A 16,914-nucleotide genomic window follows, 5' to 3' on the forward strand; every position below is an offset into this window, starting at 1 on the left:
CTCCTAGACAAACAGGTTCATCACCAGCATGGCGCCAAAGGCGTTCAATACTGAAATTGCGATCATCACTGGAATGTAGCGGCCTTCGGTGCCGATAGGACCCAAGATACGGCCAACATACTGCACTTGTGAGCCCATTAGGTAGATCGCTGGTGCCAAAATCGCAATGTGAGTGCCGTTAAGGATGCCTTGGTCAAACAAGCTGATCACCACACCCACTGCGCCGCCCATCGACATCCACGCGCCGATCAATACCGCTGCTGCTTCACCCGGCAAACCAAACACCGCCATCACAGGTGAGAATACGCTGCCCATCAAATCAAGTGTGCCGGTGATTTGCAGCGCTTTGATGATCACAAACGCCATCAGAACGTTAGGAACGGTCGAGGTGGTGGCAATAACCCAGCCTTTTTTCGCGCCTTCAACAAAAATGTCGGTCACAATCGGCTTCTTTGCTTTTACTTCACTCATTTTGCTGCCTCTTCTTTTAGCGTTTGTGGTTTGTCTTGATCCGCGTTGTCTTGTTTGTCTTCTTTACCTTCCGTTAGGTTTAGGTAGATGCGGAACAAGTTCGCGCCGACGATTTTGAAGACGAACATCACAGCAACCGCGAGGCCGATAGACGACGTTACCGCTGGTGAACCGTCCGCCATGGTGAGGGTAAAGAGCACCGCGCCAGAAGAGAAGAAGTTAACGATGGTGGCACCAGCAGTGAACTGGAACATAGTGAACACGTCCGTTTCGCGCTTGGTCAGGTGGCCTTCGTCTTTCAATTGACGCGTCATCGCCGCACCCGCATCGGTACTTTGCAGCGAGGCGATCAAGGCAAGACCCGTGTTGCCTGGGATGTTCATCAGTGGGCGTAGTAGTGGCGTTAGCAATTTGCGTGCTGCATCCAATGCGCCATAGTGCTCAAGCACGTTGATCATACCCAAAGCGAACATCACCGTTGGAATTAAGGTCAATGCGAAGATAAAACCATCACGCGCACCGCTACCGCCCGTACCACGGAAAGAGGTGGTCATGGCTTGTACGCCGTCGGCCGTTTCGTTCACGCCGTACGCCACTTTACCGAACGCACCGTTTAGCGTCGTAAAGTCAAAAACGCCATACCACTGATTGGATTGCAGTAGGCCCGAGAAGAACACAACGGCAAACGCGAGAGCAATGTAGCTCCCAATCGTTACCTTGCGTTCTGTTTGAACAGGAGTTGTCATAAATTCACCTATGGTTGTGGAACTGAACGCATAGGATCTTGAACGTAGAAGATGGGTTACATACTGATCAGGGTCAACCCCCGCGCCAAACGATTAAATAAGCCACTATTGAAATATTATTTTTTGATAACCATCACAATTAACATATTATATTAATTAATAACACAAATTAGGTTTTTTAATCCATTCACAACCAGGCTAATTGGAAACCAAATTCCCCACATTTCATAACAGTGTGCTAGCAATTTTTATGGCTCTTTTGCGGCAAACGTCGCTTTTCTTTGGCGAGATAAAAGAGATTTGCGGCGATCATCGAACTTTCACCGTTTGAACGACCCTTTTGCCATTGCTCAAACGCCGTCTTTCTCTCCTATACTCAAACGGAATTTATCCATCAAGGAGATAAACATGTACGGATTTAGCACTCAGTTTGCTGGCAGCTATGAACAAGCGATCGAAAAAGTAACGCAAGAACTCGCCAAAGAAGGCTTTGGTATTTTGACCGAAATTGACGTCAAAGCGACCTTAAAGAAAAAGATCGATGTGGATAGAAAACCTTATGTGATTCTCGGCGCTTGCAACCCTCACTTGGCCAATCAAGCCATCACCGCCGAGCCAGACATTGGCTTATTGCTGCCGTGCAATGTGGTGGTGCGGGTGGAAGAAGATGACAGCGTGACGGTGGCGTTTATGGATCCGTCTGCGGTGCTCAGCATGGTGGTTCAGCCCGGTATCGAAGGGCTAGCAGGGCAAGTAAAAGAGAAACTGATGCGTGTTTGCGATGGGCTAAAACAGTGATGCGACACTCACGCCTCTAAGCCTGCGTTGCTCAACCAACACGCCTAGCGTTATGTTCGCCACCACTCTGAGTGGCGAACATTGAGGACAAGGTACTTTTCGTCGCTATTGCGCGGCGTGACCAACAAACGCCACAACCACTTTGTCATCCCCTAAGGTGCGGGAGAAAACGTACGCGCCAGTTTGTTCAATCTCCTGATGCACACCAGCACCAACCGCGGGATGCGCACGGCGGAACTGGCCCAGTTTCTGCCAATGACTGAGCAATGTTTGCTGCTCTGCACTCAACTGCCATACCATGTCCGAGCGAGTGCCTTGATGGAAATCATCCGCGTATGGGCCAATATTGCGCCCTACTTCATCGCCATAGTAAATCTGCACCGCACCAGGGCTGAGCAATAATGCGTTCGCGGCGTTGCGCTGCACGGCATAGTCTTTAAATCGGCTAAAGAACAGCTCAGTATCGTGCGAGGACATGTAGCTCACTGGGTTAAAATCACTCTGCTGCGCGATGGTGTTGGCGTAATCGCGATAGGTATCGGCCATTTGGCTAAAACAGGCTGCGCCTTTATCGAGTTTCTTCTGCATATCAAAGTTGATCAGCGCATCAAAACCATCGTCAAAATAAGGGCTGCGGTAGGCAGAATGGCCCCACACTTCCCCCATCATCCAAAATGGCGCACCCGATTGGCCATTGGCTTTGCGCCACTCATCAAGGCTTTTCGTCGCTTCTTGTTTCAGGCGCTGCCACACTTCGCCTTCAACGTGTTTGACCGTATCTACCCGATAGCCATCAATACCAAAGCGTTTCACCCAATCGGTTTGCCACTCAATCAAATAGTCGCTGACGGTGTAGTTGTCACGCGCCACCACGCGCGTACCGGGGTTCTCTAGCAGCCACTGTGGCGGCGTCACCGCTTGGGTCGACTCGGTGCGAAAATCAGGCAACCCAGCGAGAGACAAAGTAATGTCGCTGCTGCCCGGTTGTTGGTAACCCGGAAGCCCAGTGCGCACCCAATCTGCCCCCCACCACTGTGACCAGTTTTGGCTTTGATAGTCGATCGCAGAGTGGTAGCTATGCCAGTTTTCACCCGATGTTGGCTGCCAGTTGGCCCATTTTTCTGGCAAATTCGCCTCTTTTGTCGTCACTTGCATGCCATCAAATTGCAGATCCGCCAGCGTTGAATACCCGGAATGGTTGATCACTGCATCGAGCAGGACTTTGATGCCGCGTTTATGCGCCTCTTCCACCAGAGTTTTCAAATCTTCATCGCGGCCAAAGTTCTCATCGATCTTGGTAAAATCACGCGTCCAATAGCCGTGATAGGCATAAAATGGGAAAGAACCGCTGTCGCCACCACCAACGAAACCGTGCACTTGTTCCACAATCGGCGACAGCCAAATCGCATCGGTGCCGAGACGTTGAATGTAGTCGAGTTTTTCAATCACCCCTTTAAGATCGCCCCCGTGGAAGGTGCCGATTTCCTCTTTACCGTCCTTCTGGCGACCATAGCTTTGGTCATTGCTGGTGTCGCCATTGTTAAAGCGATCCACCATCACGAAGTAAATGTTGGCGTTGCGGTAATCGAAAGGGCGCGCTTTTTTGTTTTGTTTAACCGGTTCCAGCAGCACCAAACCGCCAGATTGCGCTGATGGCGTTAAGCTCACTTTGCCTTTTTTCACGCTCACCACTTGGCCACTGTAGGCGTCACGCAGTGAGGTGCCGTCTTTGAAGCTGTCGCCCAGTTCAATCGTCACTTCACCGCCTTGGTAAACTTCACAAGTCACCTGCGGCAATGGCCGTTTGAATTCGGTTTTAGCGACCTTTTTCGGCTCACGTTTGAATGTCAGCGTGTTGGCGTTCGCGTCCAGTTCAAAGCTGTAGTCACCCGTAAAGCGGATTTTTAGCGGAAGTTCGGTCACTTTGCCACAATTCAACGCAATGGGTTGATTGAACTTAATCACCTGTGCATCGGGCGCTTGGCAATCACCTTCCAGCCCAGTGATTTTCAGTTGATAGCTCTCTTTGACCAGCGGCACCACTAATGGCTGCTCGGCACTGAGCGGAAAATCTCGGCTGTTGGTGGTGGTTGAAATGGTTAGATTCGGCTCGGCAATCGCCGCTGTCGAGCTGAGAAGCAGAGTTAGGGTTATGGCGTTCAGTTTCATCGTTCAGTCCGTTGTTCACGCCTTCCCCTCTCAAATCGCAACAGATGCTTAAAACAATAGATGCTTAAAAGGGTAGACGTTTGATCGTTTTTATCACGCTCAGAATAAAACGACGGAATAACAAACACATCCTTCTCACCCCCTACGCCCTAAAACTTTGCCGAGGTCACAAATTCGCCGCTAGGGGCGTAGAAAAAGCCGGATGAATCACTTCATCCGGCTTTGTTTTTATTGCCATTGACGTTGTGTTATTAGTGCTTAAGTTCAGCAGGGACGTCAGCAATGTAAATCGCGGGAACCCCTTCGAAGTCACTGGTAAAAAGCACCCCTTCATCGTTAGGTGTGAATGAAGGGTGTGGATGGGTAATTTGACGGTCACCATCCAGCACTTTCCAAGACGAGCTGTGTTTTGCCAGCTTCGCGTAGGTTTTCTTGTTGGTGTTGAGCACATATAGGAACGGGTCGTTCTCGATGCTGTAGCCACTAGCATCGGCGACATCGACTGGTGCATCGCAACCATCGCCGACCATCAGAGAACCATCGAAGTTACTCATCAGGTGCGAGCAAGGTGGCATCACCATCACTTCTTCATTCTCTAATGTGTCTGGGTTGGCTTTGTAGATCACACGCTCTGTTTGCCCCTTGAAGTAAGACACATAAGCCATTGCGCTGCCATCAGGGATCCAGAATTCATGCGTGCACGATTCGCCCGGCGCATGCGATTTGATCTTGCGAAGGTTCGAACCATCTTCGTTCACCAGCCACATGCGCGCGTCGACTAAATCGTGCGGGCCTTCATGACAAAAACCAACGGTTGAGTCATCAAATGGACGGTAAATGGGGTGACCAAGCCACGCGTTCTCTTGGTGGATCACCTCCAATTCACCGCTTTCTATATCCACTTTGATCAAACGGCACCTTGGGTTGGTGTGATAAAACTCGGCGAATTTCTCCCACGACGTGAGTGGTTGCCAATCACGTTTAAGAATTTCAATGCCCACCAATTTGGTGCACTCTGAGTTCGCCACCCAAGTGCCATACCCTTTCCACTCTTCGTCTACGGTATAAATGACTGTCTCTTCAAGGGTTTCGAGATCCACTTTCATTAGGTTAAGTTCATTTTTCACGTAGAAGAACGATTTATCATCGCTAGAAATGAAACCACCAAAGGTATTATCCCCTTTACCTTCTGTCAGTTGGACTGCTTGCTGAGTATTGAGATCAAGCAGGTAATAGTTGCGATTTCCATCAAAATCACCTGCAAAAAGAAGCTTTTGTCCATCCTGAGTAAAGCACTTCTGGTAAAAGTAATTGCGGTGACAGATAACATCCGTTGGTGTTAAACGGGTTACTTTCACCTGCGTATCACTGTCTACGAAAGTTTCGAAGTTAAGAGTGATAATTTTGCCTTTAGCCATAACATATCTCCGCTAAACCGCTGCCAGTGTTGGCTGGCAGCGTAAATCAAATTTTTATTGAATAATTATTGTGAACTGCTGGTTGCTAGCTTGGTTGAGTGTTCATCGACTTTAGCGCTCTTCTTCAAGCCATAGCCCACAGCAAAGATAGCAGCGGCACACGCTAAGAAGAGTAGACGGCCCCAAAGTGGGTTTGGAATCAACACCATCAGCGTTAAACCACCTGCCATGTAAGTCACGAGCGTACCCAATTTTGCACGTTGCATACGGTCTACGATGTCTTGACCTTCTTCCGCCACACATTCTGTATCAACGTCTTTAAAGAACTCTTCCGTTGCCGCTTTGTTGGTGTCTTTCGCTTCGTTGTAGAACAAGGTGGTCAGACAGAAGAAGCCAGCGGTGAAGAATAGGTGAGCCGCAATGGTGATCATGGTGCGCAACTCGCCCGCTTCACGACGGGTGATTTCTTCCACGCCAAACCAGCTCATCACGTATTCTGGAGTGAAGATTTTCACCACAGACCAAGAGACCAACATACCGAAAACAACCGTTGCCCAAGGTGCCCATTTTGGCGTTCTGCGAATCACGATACCAAGGAACAGAGGCACTAGAATTGGCGATTGCAGCAGTGTCGCAACTTGCATCATTAGGTCAAACAGGCTTAGGTGCTTCAGTGAGTTGAAGAACTGAGCCATCAAGATAACTAAGATACCGTTAACCAGACAGGCAATCTGACCAGCGCGTAGCAATTCTTTATCGTCGGCTTTGCCTTTACGTACGATGTTTGAGTAGAAACTGCGAACAAAGATGCCTGAGTTACGGTTGAGCGCAGAATCCATTGACGACATGGTCGCGGCGAATAGACCTGCCATCAGTAGACCAACGGTACCAAGAGGCATGGTTTCGCGTGCAAACACAAGGTAGACCGCATCGCTCGCTTTCGCGCCTAGAGAGGCGTATTGCGTGGCAGCATCTGGGTAAAGAATCGCCGATGCCCATGGTGGGATAAACCAAATAATGGCACCGAACACCATCATAACCAGCGCCATGACTGCCGCTTTGCTTGCGTTCTTAGAGTCTTTTGCGTTTAGGAAACGGTAAGACTCCTGCATGTTGTTGATGCTTTGTAGCTGCTTAACGATGAAGAAGATAAACGTACACACAAGAAGCAGTGGGTAGTTCATATCAGGGCCCATGATGAAGCCACCAGGGAAGTTCTCCACGATTTCACCCGGACCACCGACCACATACAGTGCCACCGCCGCACACGCGATAGAGATCACCGCCACAACCAGTGTTTGAATGAAGTCCGACGCCACAACGCCCCATGCCCCACTCAATAGCGAGATCACCAGTACTGCAATACCCGTCACCCAAATGGTGGTCACGATGTCGGCGTTAAATACGGCAGAAGCAAACACGCCCAGACCGTTTAGCCACACACCAGCGTTGATCACACTCAGTGGGATGATCACCCAAGTGAAAAACTGCTCGTTGGTATTACCAAAACGGCGTTTAACCCCTTCTGTTGGTGTATCCACGCGCATTTGGCGGAAGCGGCGAGCGAAGTAGAAGTAAGCAAAGATGTACGCCACCATGTTACCGATAAACACGGCCAATACCGCGAAACCGTCGTTGAACGCTTTACCCGCAGCACCGGTAAATGTCCAAGCTGAAAACTGTGTCATAAACGCTGTGGCACCTACCATCCACCACAACATTTTGCCGCCCCCGCGGAAGTAATCACTGGTACTGTTACTTGCCATTTTTTTAAACAGCAGACTGATTGCTACCATCAGAGCAAAGTAGCCTGCAATTACTAAGTAATCGTATTCCATAATAGGACCTCGAAACGATGTTTTAATTTAAGTGAATTTTAAGATCAAAATACAAAACGCACTGCGATTAAAATCAAAACAACGGTTCATTTTTAAATTTATTCACTAGTTTGTGATTGCGATCACTTACAAAACGATTGCCGATTACTTTGAGTATTGGCCAAAAATCGAACCACGCCGAGTAGAGCGAAAAAACACCGAAAGAGTGTCAGCAGCAAGTGTGAAAAGGTAAATCTGAGACCGTTGTCATTAGAAAAGGCAAGGCTCTCTCGAGCCTTGCAAGAGCGTTACTGTTGAACCAGCTGTTTGAGCGCTAACGCTTCCTTGAGACCCGGTACCGGTTGCTGTTCATCAATGACCGATGCCTGCTTTAGCGGTTGCAGCGACTTAAGATCAATCGCTTTGCCATCGCTACCCAGCGTACGACCATCGACAATAAACTGGTTGTCCGACGCATGGGCGCTGTGGATCACATCGTCATACTGGCTGCTCACTTGAAAACGGTACGAACGGTTTTCAGTGAAGGTGCCCTGCTCGATATCGCCCGCATAAGGGCTTTGGCGGAACAAGTAGTTAAACCGTTTGTTGTCGATCGCCACGTTGTTGCTCAGCACCAGCGAGCCTGGGTTGAAGTTGTCGGTGAAACCATCCATGTTGTTGTTGAACGACAGACTGTTTTTCACCACGTGCGAAACAGGAATGCCTTCACCACCGAGTTTGAAACCGTTACCGATGGTGCCACCCTTGTTCGCCACGGCTAGCGTGCGGCCATTGTTAAAGGCAATAGAATCGATGATGGTCACCGCGCCGTTCGCGCCATCTTCCACTTTATTGAACAGATCCCAACCGTCGTCGATGTTGTGATGAGAGAGACAACGAATGAAGGTATTGCCATCACCGATCCGCATTTTGGCCGCAAAGCCATCGGCGTTGATCTGCGATGGGTCCATGTTGTTGAAGCTCTCGCTATCAATCACTGTGTTATAGCTTGCCCACAACGCACGGCCAATGTTCTCTGGCGAAGTGATAACAAAACCGGTGTCTGGCGCACTGTGCGTGACCATTTTTTCAAAACGGTTATGGCTGCCGTGCACAAAAAACTGAGCACCGGCGACTTCAATGTTTTCGTAGTGCCAGTAGTTAGCGTTGTGCTGGTATTCCGACACAAAACGCACCTTGTCACCCGCTGCTTTCAACTGTTTTGGCAGTTCGGCGGTGCCACTTGCCGTGATGGGCAGAGTGATGCCTTGATAATCACCATCTTGAAGAATGATGGTGCCGCCAGCGGGCAGTAAGTTAACCGCGGTGAGAAAATCGAGTGGCTTCTCAGCGCTGCCATTGCCAGAGGCGGTACCGCTTGGCGAGACATGCAACTGCAACGGATTTGGCAAGCTGACCCGTTTTACCTCGTAACGATGAAGTTGCTTATCTAAGGTTGGGCCTTCCAGCGCGGTAAACGCCAACTCAAGTTGGTTACTGTTGCTCGCCAACTCGATGGTATGAGAGAAGAGATCCCCCGCGTTGACCTGCTGCTTCGCGACAACCTTGCCATTGTGCTTAAGCTCGATGTTGCCTGTGTAGTTGGCTCTGGCTTGAACAGGGTAACGCTGAGTTGCCGAAAGCTCCGAAGAGGCTAATTGGAAAACCAAAGGTTCTTGTTTGGCTTGGTATTTCGGTGCATCAATGGTGTCCGCTGGCGACAATTGTAGGTCAACATTGCTGACGCTCATCTTGGCGTTACGCGATGCAAAGAAGCCGATGTACTGACTTTCTGGATTTTGCATCTCAACAATATTGGCATTCGCGCCTTTCACCTCTTGCGTCTGCTCTTTGTCACCTTGGCGATAGCTGACTTTGAAGCCATCATTAGTGCGTGTCAGAGTCATGCGAAAAGTTTCAGCCGTACCATAAGGTACCCCTTCTGCATAATCGACACGGCTTAGTCGGTTACCCGCCGTCCCCCAAGGTTGATAAACCCCTTCACGGAACGACGCGTTAAAATTGGTCATGCCATCGTTGGTGCGGCTGTGTGAACGCAACAAGTTCATCACCATATTCGATGCCGATGGAAACTCCTCATGCCCTTCTGGCTGAGGGACCAAACGCTCAGCGCCCAAAATATCACGCACCATCAGGCCTGCGCCTTCTTGGCGGTTTGGCGTCGCGCCCGTTTCTGGCCCTAACTGTTCTAAAACCACATCCGCGCTCAAAGTGAAATTGACATCGGTAGGGAGCTCTGTGTAATAGAATGTTAATCCTTCATGAGAATTGGCCAGTTTTCCGCCGCGGCTTTCAATCGTAAATTGAGAAGCCAGCTTACCCGCCTCGACAGCTTGACCGTTCACCGTCACCTGGTTAACGCCGACTTTCTCAGGCAGGATGGTTGAACCAAAATTCATATCGGTCGACTGACCAAACGTGATCGCTTTCCAAGTTAAGTCAGCGACATTGATCTCTGTTGCGTAGCTCGCGGGTGCAAGAATGGCGGCCAAGCAAAGGGCTAAAGTGTGCTTTTTCATACCATGTTCCTCTGCTTAGAAGTTGTATTTCATGCCAACGCGGAAACGCGGACGATAGCTATCGACTTCGTCAGTATCTTTCTTCGATGGGGTTGCACCGATCTCGCCAAAAGGACGCCAACCGCTGTCAAAGCCTTGGTATTCAAACGTGAAGTTCACTTCACTGACACCCGCATTGTCGTCTTTGTAGACCACCTCACCTTCTTGCTTCCAGGTATAATCCACCGTTGCGCCCAATCCCCAGTTTTCGATGCCGCGGTAGCTCGCACCGAATGTCCAGCGGTTGTAATGAGAACTTTGGTCAACATTTGGACGCGTTTCATAGTGGTAACGATGACGGAATGAAGTCGACCAATCGTCATTTACTTTGTAACCCAAGGTTAAATTGAACTGGTTACCCATCTTGGTATCGTTAGATTCCCACTTGTATTGCGGTGTGAGCGTAAACGATTCGTTGATGCGGTAGAGATAGCTGATATTGGCTTGTTGGCCGTTGCCAGCAAACTCGCTGAATGGGTCTTGATTGTGCTCACCCGTTTCGTTGTTTGAACGCCACTTGGCTTCCACTTCAAAACCCACACCGTTCTTAAAACGATGGCTCACCGCGATACGGTCAGCGTGTTTTGCCCCCGCTTTATCACCATGGTCCGGTTGGAATTCATGACGAATATTGATAGAAGCAGCGCTGGCAGCGGTTGACGTTAACGTCAGGAGTAGTGCAGAGGTAAGGTATCTAATTTTCATTTTGAAACACCGTTTTGTTTTATATTAAATTTCGTTTTAATATATATACAGAACAGAATTTGGGAAGTGTTTCGTGGCGAAATTGTGATCATTGAAACGCTGTTTTAATTTTAACGTGAGCAAGATGCATGGCCCCACTAGATAATTTGATCATCACCTTTTACCTTGCCTTTATAGGTTTCGCCGCTTGGCTATTTCGCCGTTTTTCACGCTCATCGAGTGACTTTATTCAAGGCGGCGGCACCATGATGTGGTGGATGGCGGGCGCCACCGCGTTTATGACGCAATTTTCGGCCTGGACCTTTACTGGCGCTGCAGCCAAAGCCTTTGAGGATGGCATCAGCGTGATGTTTATTTTCTGGGGTAACGCGCTCGGTTTTCTTGTCGCCGCCGCTTTTTTTGCTAAGCGATATCGCCGTTTGCGCGTGGAAACCGCCATGGAGGTGATTCGAATTCGCTTTGGCGGCGTCTCAGAACAAGTGTTCACTTGGCTGAGTTTTCCCATCACCCTAATGGCTTGTGCGATCTGGATGAATGGTCTCGCGGCTTTTTTCTCTGCACTGTTTGCCATTCCCGTCACGACGACCATTTTAACCATGGGGATCGTAGTGACTCTGATTGCCATCAGTGGTGGGGCATGGACGGTATCGGTCACCAACGTGATGCAGTTGATCCTACTGATTGCGATTACCTTTGTGATTGGCCTAACCGCGTTTTTTGCCCTTCCTGAACCCACTGCTGTGTGGCACGCCTTTCAACCTATCTATGGTGAAGGCGTGCCCCACACTGCCATCTTTGTTGCTTGGGCATTGGCCATGCTGCTTCAGCAAACCATGAGCAATAATCACACCCTCAGCAGTTATCGATTTTTGACCACCGCGAACGATAACGATGCCACAAAAGCCGCGTTACTCGCGGGCGGGCTATTCCTGTTTGCTCCACTGCTTTGGTTTGCGCCAGCGTGGTTCGTCGCTTCACTGGGCGTTGATCTACACGCGATCTACCCAGCACTCGGTCACAGCGCCAACAACGGTGCTTATTTGTACTTCATCCAACACGTTATGCCGCAAGGGGTACTCGGTTTGGTGATGGTGGCCTTGGTTGCTGCCACCATCTCGCCCCTCACTTCGGCTCACAACCGCAATGCAGGGATCGTTGTACGCAGTCTTTATCAAGTTTGGATCAAGCCCGATGCGTCAGGCAGAGAGCAACTGATTATGGGCAAAATCGCCACCTTAATGTCTGGCGTCGTCGCGACGTTGGCGGCTCTGCTGCTCGCCTCGGTTGAATCTTATAGCTTGTTCGAGATAATGATTTTGTTTGCCGCCTTTATTCAAATGCCGCTCAACATTCCTTCACTGTTGGCACTCGTGACACTCAAGACACCAAACTGGTCTGGATGGGCAACGGTACTGGTGGGCTGCTTAGTTTCATTGACGATGTTTTTCTTGTTTGATCTTCGTTGGTTTACCTTACTGCCGCTCAGCGAGCGCGAAGTGAAAGAACTCACGGTGGTGGCCACACTCATCGCCCACATTGTGTTCACCGGTGGATTTTTCCTCCTCACTCGCGTTTTTTTCAGCCAAGAGCCTCAACGCATTCAGCAGCAAAGAGCTGCCCTTGCAGAGCAGCTCGCCACACCAATACGCGAAAAAGAGCAGGCCCCAATTAATCACCTTCAAGGCATTTATGTGGGCTCAATAACTGGCGTTGCCGGTTTAGGATTAATTGTGATTGGATTTTTCTTAGAAGCCGATGCCCAATGGCCATTTTTCACCACTGGTGGTTTAGTCATCGCCTTTAGTGCACTTTTGATAGTGCGGCGGTCGCAGAAAAACGTGACTTGTGTGAATGGTTAAGCGCCATTCATAGCGATGAAAAATTGTTCAAAATAAAGAAATTGGCTAAATTGTGATCGCAATTAAAAACATCGTTTCAATTTAATAAAAACAATTAATCATAAATGTTTTTCTTTTTATGCTACTTGCCAGAAACCCCTACAAACAAGGAGCATAATAATGAACTATAAAGTGCTACTGACCTTGTGTATTCCTTTTGCCTCCTGGGCAGCTGCCGACTACACAGAGCAAGATGCAATGCGCGTTCAAGCCGTTAAAACCTACATTGATAATGTTTTGCAAGAAGGGAGGAGCCAAATTAAAACCACTCCCTTACTTGCTGATGGCATTAACACCACTACACGTAAGCCCGTAGAATGGATTTACCCCGACGGTCGCACGGCCACCATTTCCAATTTTGCCAATCAGCAAAACTTTCTGCGCACGTTAACCGCCATGTCAGTGGTGACGGAAGATCAACGCTATCAACTTGAAGCTGTCCGTATCACACGCTACTTCATGGACAACTTCATCGCCGATAATGGGTTGTTTTATTGGGGTGGGCATCGCTTTGTGAATCTCGACACCCTTGAACTCGAAGGGCCGCAGAACAAAAACAGTGTCCATGAACTGAAAAACCACTACCCTTATTACCCTTTCCTTTATCACGTTGATTCTCACGCGACGGAACGTTACATCAAAGCGTTTTGGCAAGCGCATGTTGAAGATTGGCAAAGTCTCGATATGGGTCGACACGGCAGTTACAGCAAAAACTACGATGACAAGGTTTTCCATCGACCAATCCCGGCGTCCTTGGTGGATCAAAGCAAACTACCAATCATGCCTGAAACCAAAGGGCTCACATTTATCAATGCGGGATCAGATTTGATCTATGCCGCTTATCAGCTAGATTGGCTGGCACCACCAGCAAATGCGCAAGGATCAGCCGCTTGGGGCCAATATCTGATGACACAGTACAAACTGGCCAAGCACCCCAAAACGGGCGCACCGGTTTATCAGTTCACTTCTCCCAAAAAACGCGAGTGGCCACCACAATCCGACAAAGACACCAATTCAAAATACGGTGATCGCGCAGCCCGACAATTTGGCCCGGAACTGGGCGACATCGCACGCGAAGGGAATGTGTTATTTAAGTCGAACGACAAATCCATTGTGTTTAATAATGCGCTGATTGAACTGCATTTGGCCGAACAAAGAAACGATGCCGCCATTCGAGAGCAGGTTGTGGATGCGTTGCTCAACTTTTATCGCCTCGCCTACAACCCAGAAAATGGCACCATCAAACCCATCTTCAGTGACGGTACCAGTATCGAGGGGATCCCACTGGCTCGAGATGGCTATTACGGGCCAAAAGGACGAGTATTCAACGCACACAAACCCAAGACCGAAGAATATCTGCTACCCATTTTGCGCGCGTATCGCCTACAGGCCGATCCTGAATTGTGGCAACTGGCTGCCAACATGACTCACCATTACGGTTGGGGTTCGCTCGGCAATGATGCCAAGGCCAAACCCACGCTCAACATGCAATTAAGCAGCGTATCGCCCATGACCTTATTTTCCGCCATTGAGCTCTACCAGATTACGCAGCAACCAGAATACCTTGAGTTTGCCCGCGCAGCGGCAGACAAACTGGTGGAGAAACGTTTTGTGCGCGGTTACTTTCTCGCGAATCCGCGTTACCTCAATGCCTCAATTGATGCGATAGAACCACTCGCTCTGCTCACCCTCGATGCCACACTCAAAGGCAAAACAGCGCAAGTCGCCCCATACCTTTCGGGCAGTGGCTACATCCACGGCGAGTTTGCTGGCAAAGAGAACGCCTACGACACCAATGAAATCTACAAACAAACTCGATAACGGAAAACAAAACAATGCAAAAATTCGTTCTTCTTACCACCCTACTTCTCTCACCACTGGTGATGGCCAAAGAACCCGTTCGCTCTATTTCCAGCAACGGGTTTGATAAACAACATAAACCGGAACACGTACTCGACGGCTCCAACAAAACACGTTGGGCAAACAAGGGCGATTCTTGGTTGATGTTTGAATTTGAACAGCTCACCACGCTCCAACACATTGACCTAACAATATTCAAAGGCGATGAGCGTAAACAGCACTTTGATTTGGAAGTCTCACGAGACGGTATGCAGTGGCAAAAAGTATTCTCAGCCTCAACCAGTGGCGCAACAAAAGCAAAGGAGCGTTACCGTTTTTCCCCTTCCCAAGCTCGATACGCCCGCGTGAATGCTTACGGTACCGATGTATCAAAGAGCTGGAGCGGTTTTCATCAAATCCAGTTCAACAGTGAGGAGCAGGTCGAACATCAGTTCGACAAATAGCACAACCAGCCAAACTTACGCCAAAAGCGCTGAACCACTCAGCGCTTTTTATTTCTTCAGCTATTTGGTTTTATGGATGAAAGGCATGACCAATATGCTGCGAATTGCCCCCTAAAAAAAACGCCTGCAACCAGTGCAGGCGTGGCAAAGAAGAGCCAAATATCTTCGATTTCTAAAGCAAATATCTTCGATTTCTGAAGACAGTGAAGGGAGCCAAATCAGGGGGAATTAAGCGATAATGCCCGCAACTTCGCGTACTAGCTTCGCTAGATCGTCCCATTGCTCGTTATCAATCAAATCACCCGGAACCATCCAAGTACCACCACACGCCAACACAGCAGGGATAGCGAGATAATCTTTGACGTTGCTTGGGCTAACGCCGCCCGTAGGCATAAATTTCACTGGGTAAACCGCCGTTAGCGCTTTCAGCATGTTCACGCCACCCGAAGGTTCTGCAGGGAAGAATTTCAGGGTACGTAGACCCATTTCCATCGCTTGTTCAACCAAACTTGGGTTGTTCACTCCCGGAACAATGGTCACATTGCGCTGTTGGCAATATTTCACTGTGGTTGGGTTGAAACCTGGGCTGACGATGAAATCCACACCGGCATCAATCGCTTCATCCACTTGCGCAGAAGTCAGTACCGTGCCCGCGCCAATCAGCATTTCTGGGTACGCTTCGCGCATGTTTTTGATTGCCAAAGCCGCATCCGCAGTACGGAACGTCACTTCAGCACAAGGCAGGCCATTTTCAATCAGTACTTGCGCCAATTTTACCGCTTTGTTGGCATCTTTGATGGCGATAACCGGAACCACTTTGATTTCAGCAAGCTGTTGATTTAAATCTTTCATTTGTTTGAATCCTTAAATAGTTGGCATCGCTTCGCGAGGAATAATTGCGCCACGATGTTGAATAACATGACCTGCAACAGTGTGACCAGCAAAAGCAGCTTGCTGACAATCACCACCCAAAATACGCTTTGCAAGATAGCCAGCACTGAATGAATCTCCCGCGGCGGTGGTGTCGACAACATGGTCAATTTTGAGTGGCGCAACCGCGTGACGGCCCGCTTCTGTAACAACAAAACACGCATCCCCACCACGTTTGATGACGATTTCACTCACGCCAAACCCCTTGGTGCGCTCAATCGCTTGATCTTCATGGGTATCGCCCCACAACAGTATCTCATCATCAAAGGTGAGAAATGCCATATCGGTGACTTGCAGAATTTGCTGGTAGAACGCTTGCGCGTCCGCCACGTTGTTCCACAGCGCAGGGCGGAAGTTATTATCAAACGCGATTTTCACCCCATCACTGCGGCAAAGCGCGAGCAGTTTGATCAGCGCTTCGCGGCAATCTTGCGACAGTATCGCCAAGCTGATACCACTGAGGTAAATCATTTGATGCTGACACAGCTCTTTCGCCAGCGTCAGGATGGCACGGTCACGCAGCCAGTATTTCGCCGCAGAATCGTTGCGCCAATAGAAGAAGCTACGCTCGCCATTGTCTGCCGTTTCGATGGCATAAATGCCCGGCAATTTGTCTTGAGAAAGGTACACCATGTCCGTGTTAATACCTTCGTCTTGCCATGCGGCAAGCATTTCTCGGCTAAATGGATCCTGTCCTAATCCCGTAACATAAGAGGTTGAAACACCGGATTGCTGGGTCAAACGAGAAAGGTAAACTGCGGTGTTGAGTGTATCCCCACCAAAACCTTGTTGTAGCTCGCCGTTGACCTTTTTCAGTTCAACCATGCATTCGCCAATAATGGCAACGCGATTGATGTGATTCATAGGATGTCTCCTTAACGTAATTGCTGCTATTATTACAGCAATAAAACCTCGAGACAATATTTTTAAAACGACGGTTCAATTATTCGTGAGCAAGATCCAACTCTGCAGTTTTGGCAGGTTCGAGTTCTACCGCTCTCTGATAGCATCGCGCCACTGACCTTATTCACCACACTCGCCACAATGCTGGCAGTAGACGAGCCTTTAGCACTTCGTATC

At 49.2% G+C, this 16,914-nt stretch carries 13 protein-coding genes; 4 read left to right on the plus strand and 9 right to left on the minus strand.

Annotation, left to right across the window (positions count from 1 at the left end; genetic code table 11):
- Positions 1-3: 3 nt before the first annotated feature.
- Together PQQ36_RS04325 and PQQ36_RS04330 are read right to left on the minus strand one after the other, a co-directional pair.
- Positions 4-471 carry a YjiG family protein gene (locus PQQ36_RS04325; RefSeq protein ID WP_011081810.1) on the minus strand — a complete coding sequence of 156 codons (468 nt, stop codon included), beginning with the start codon at positions 469-471 and terminating at the stop codon, positions 4-6.
- On the minus strand, positions 468-1,217 hold the full coding sequence (locus PQQ36_RS04330) for a nucleoside recognition domain-containing protein (RefSeq protein WP_011081811.1): 750 nt from the start codon (positions 1,215-1,217) through the stop codon (positions 468-470). Before PQQ36_RS04330 ends, PQQ36_RS04325 begins: the two co-directional genes overlap by 4 nt.
- Positions 1,218-1,625: 408 nt before the next feature.
- On the opposite strand from PQQ36_RS04330, the gene PQQ36_RS04335 reads away from it, so the two are divergent.
- Positions 1,626-2,015: a DUF302 domain-containing protein gene (locus PQQ36_RS04335; protein WP_273660397.1), complete on the plus strand. Its 390-nt coding sequence runs from the start codon at positions 1,626-1,628 to the stop codon at positions 2,013-2,015.
- Between the two features lie 105 nt (positions 2,016-2,120).
- On the opposite strand, the gene PQQ36_RS04340 is transcribed toward PQQ36_RS04335, so the two are convergent.
- From PQQ36_RS04340 to PQQ36_RS04360, 5 genes are all read right to left on the minus strand, one after another.
- Positions 2,121-4,184 carry an alpha-amylase gene (locus PQQ36_RS04340; protein WP_273660398.1) on the minus strand — a complete coding sequence of 688 codons (2,064 nt, stop codon included), beginning with the start codon at positions 4,182-4,184 and terminating at the stop codon, positions 2,121-2,123.
- A 251-nt stretch (positions 4,185-4,435) separates the two neighbouring features.
- Positions 4,436-5,602 carry an oligogalacturonate lyase family protein gene (locus PQQ36_RS04345; RefSeq protein ID WP_011152605.1) on the minus strand — a complete coding sequence of 389 codons (1,167 nt, stop codon included), beginning with the start codon at positions 5,600-5,602 and terminating at the stop codon, positions 4,436-4,438.
- 65 nt (positions 5,603-5,667) lie between these two features.
- On the minus strand, positions 5,668-7,440 hold the full coding sequence (locus PQQ36_RS04350; RefSeq protein WP_011152606.1) for a sodium:solute symporter family protein: 1,773 nt from the start codon (positions 7,438-7,440) through the stop codon (positions 5,668-5,670).
- Between the two features lie 287 nt (positions 7,441-7,727).
- The gene (locus PQQ36_RS04355; RefSeq protein WP_225470397.1) at positions 7,728-9,959 is read right to left on the minus strand and encodes a right-handed parallel beta-helix repeat-containing protein; all 2,232 of its coding nucleotides are present in this window, start codon (positions 9,957-9,959) and stop codon (positions 7,728-7,730) included.
- A gap of 15 nt (positions 9,960-9,974) precedes the next feature.
- On the minus strand, positions 9,975-10,703 hold the full coding sequence (locus PQQ36_RS04360) for an oligogalacturonate-specific porin KdgM family protein (protein ID WP_040111048.1): 729 nt from the start codon (positions 10,701-10,703) through the stop codon (positions 9,975-9,977).
- Positions 10,704-10,831: 128 nt separating this feature from the next.
- Between PQQ36_RS04360 and PQQ36_RS04365 the strand changes: the two genes are divergently transcribed.
- The 3 genes from PQQ36_RS04365 to PQQ36_RS04375 all read left to right on the plus strand — a co-directional run bounded on the left by PQQ36_RS04365 (position 10,832) and on the right by PQQ36_RS04375 (position 14,904).
- Positions 10,832-12,562 carry a sodium:solute symporter family transporter gene (locus PQQ36_RS04365; protein WP_045597259.1) on the plus strand — a complete coding sequence of 577 codons (1,731 nt, stop codon included), beginning with the start codon at positions 10,832-10,834 and terminating at the stop codon, positions 12,560-12,562.
- A 159-nt stretch (positions 12,563-12,721) separates the two neighbouring features.
- Complete coding sequence (locus PQQ36_RS04370) at positions 12,722-14,422, plus strand: exopolygalacturonate lyase (RefSeq protein WP_072615717.1); 1,701 nt, start codon at positions 12,722-12,724, stop codon at positions 14,420-14,422.
- Positions 14,423-14,436: 14 nt separating this feature from the next.
- Complete coding sequence (locus PQQ36_RS04375; RefSeq protein WP_015728294.1) at positions 14,437-14,904, plus strand: discoidin domain-containing protein; 468 nt, start codon at positions 14,437-14,439, stop codon at positions 14,902-14,904.
- Positions 14,905-15,132: 228 nt separating this feature from the next.
- Here the strand turns inward: PQQ36_RS04375 and PQQ36_RS04380 are convergent, their stop codons facing one another.
- Together PQQ36_RS04380 and PQQ36_RS04385 are read right to left on the minus strand one after the other, a co-directional pair.
- Positions 15,133-15,756, minus strand: coding sequence for a bifunctional 4-hydroxy-2-oxoglutarate aldolase/2-dehydro-3-deoxy-phosphogluconate aldolase (locus PQQ36_RS04380; RefSeq protein ID WP_015728297.1), 624 nt, complete (start codon positions 15,754-15,756; stop codon positions 15,133-15,135).
- Between the two features lie 12 nt (positions 15,757-15,768).
- Complete coding sequence (locus PQQ36_RS04385; RefSeq protein WP_047111035.1) at positions 15,769-16,698, minus strand: sugar kinase; 930 nt, start codon at positions 16,696-16,698, stop codon at positions 15,769-15,771.
- Positions 16,699-16,914 lie beyond the last annotated feature (216 nt).

Source organism: Vibrio sp. CCUG 15886 (genome assembly GCF_028570825.1).
Taxonomy (GTDB): domain Bacteria; phylum Pseudomonadota; class Gammaproteobacteria; order Enterobacterales; family Vibrionaceae; genus Vibrio; species Vibrio vulnificus_B.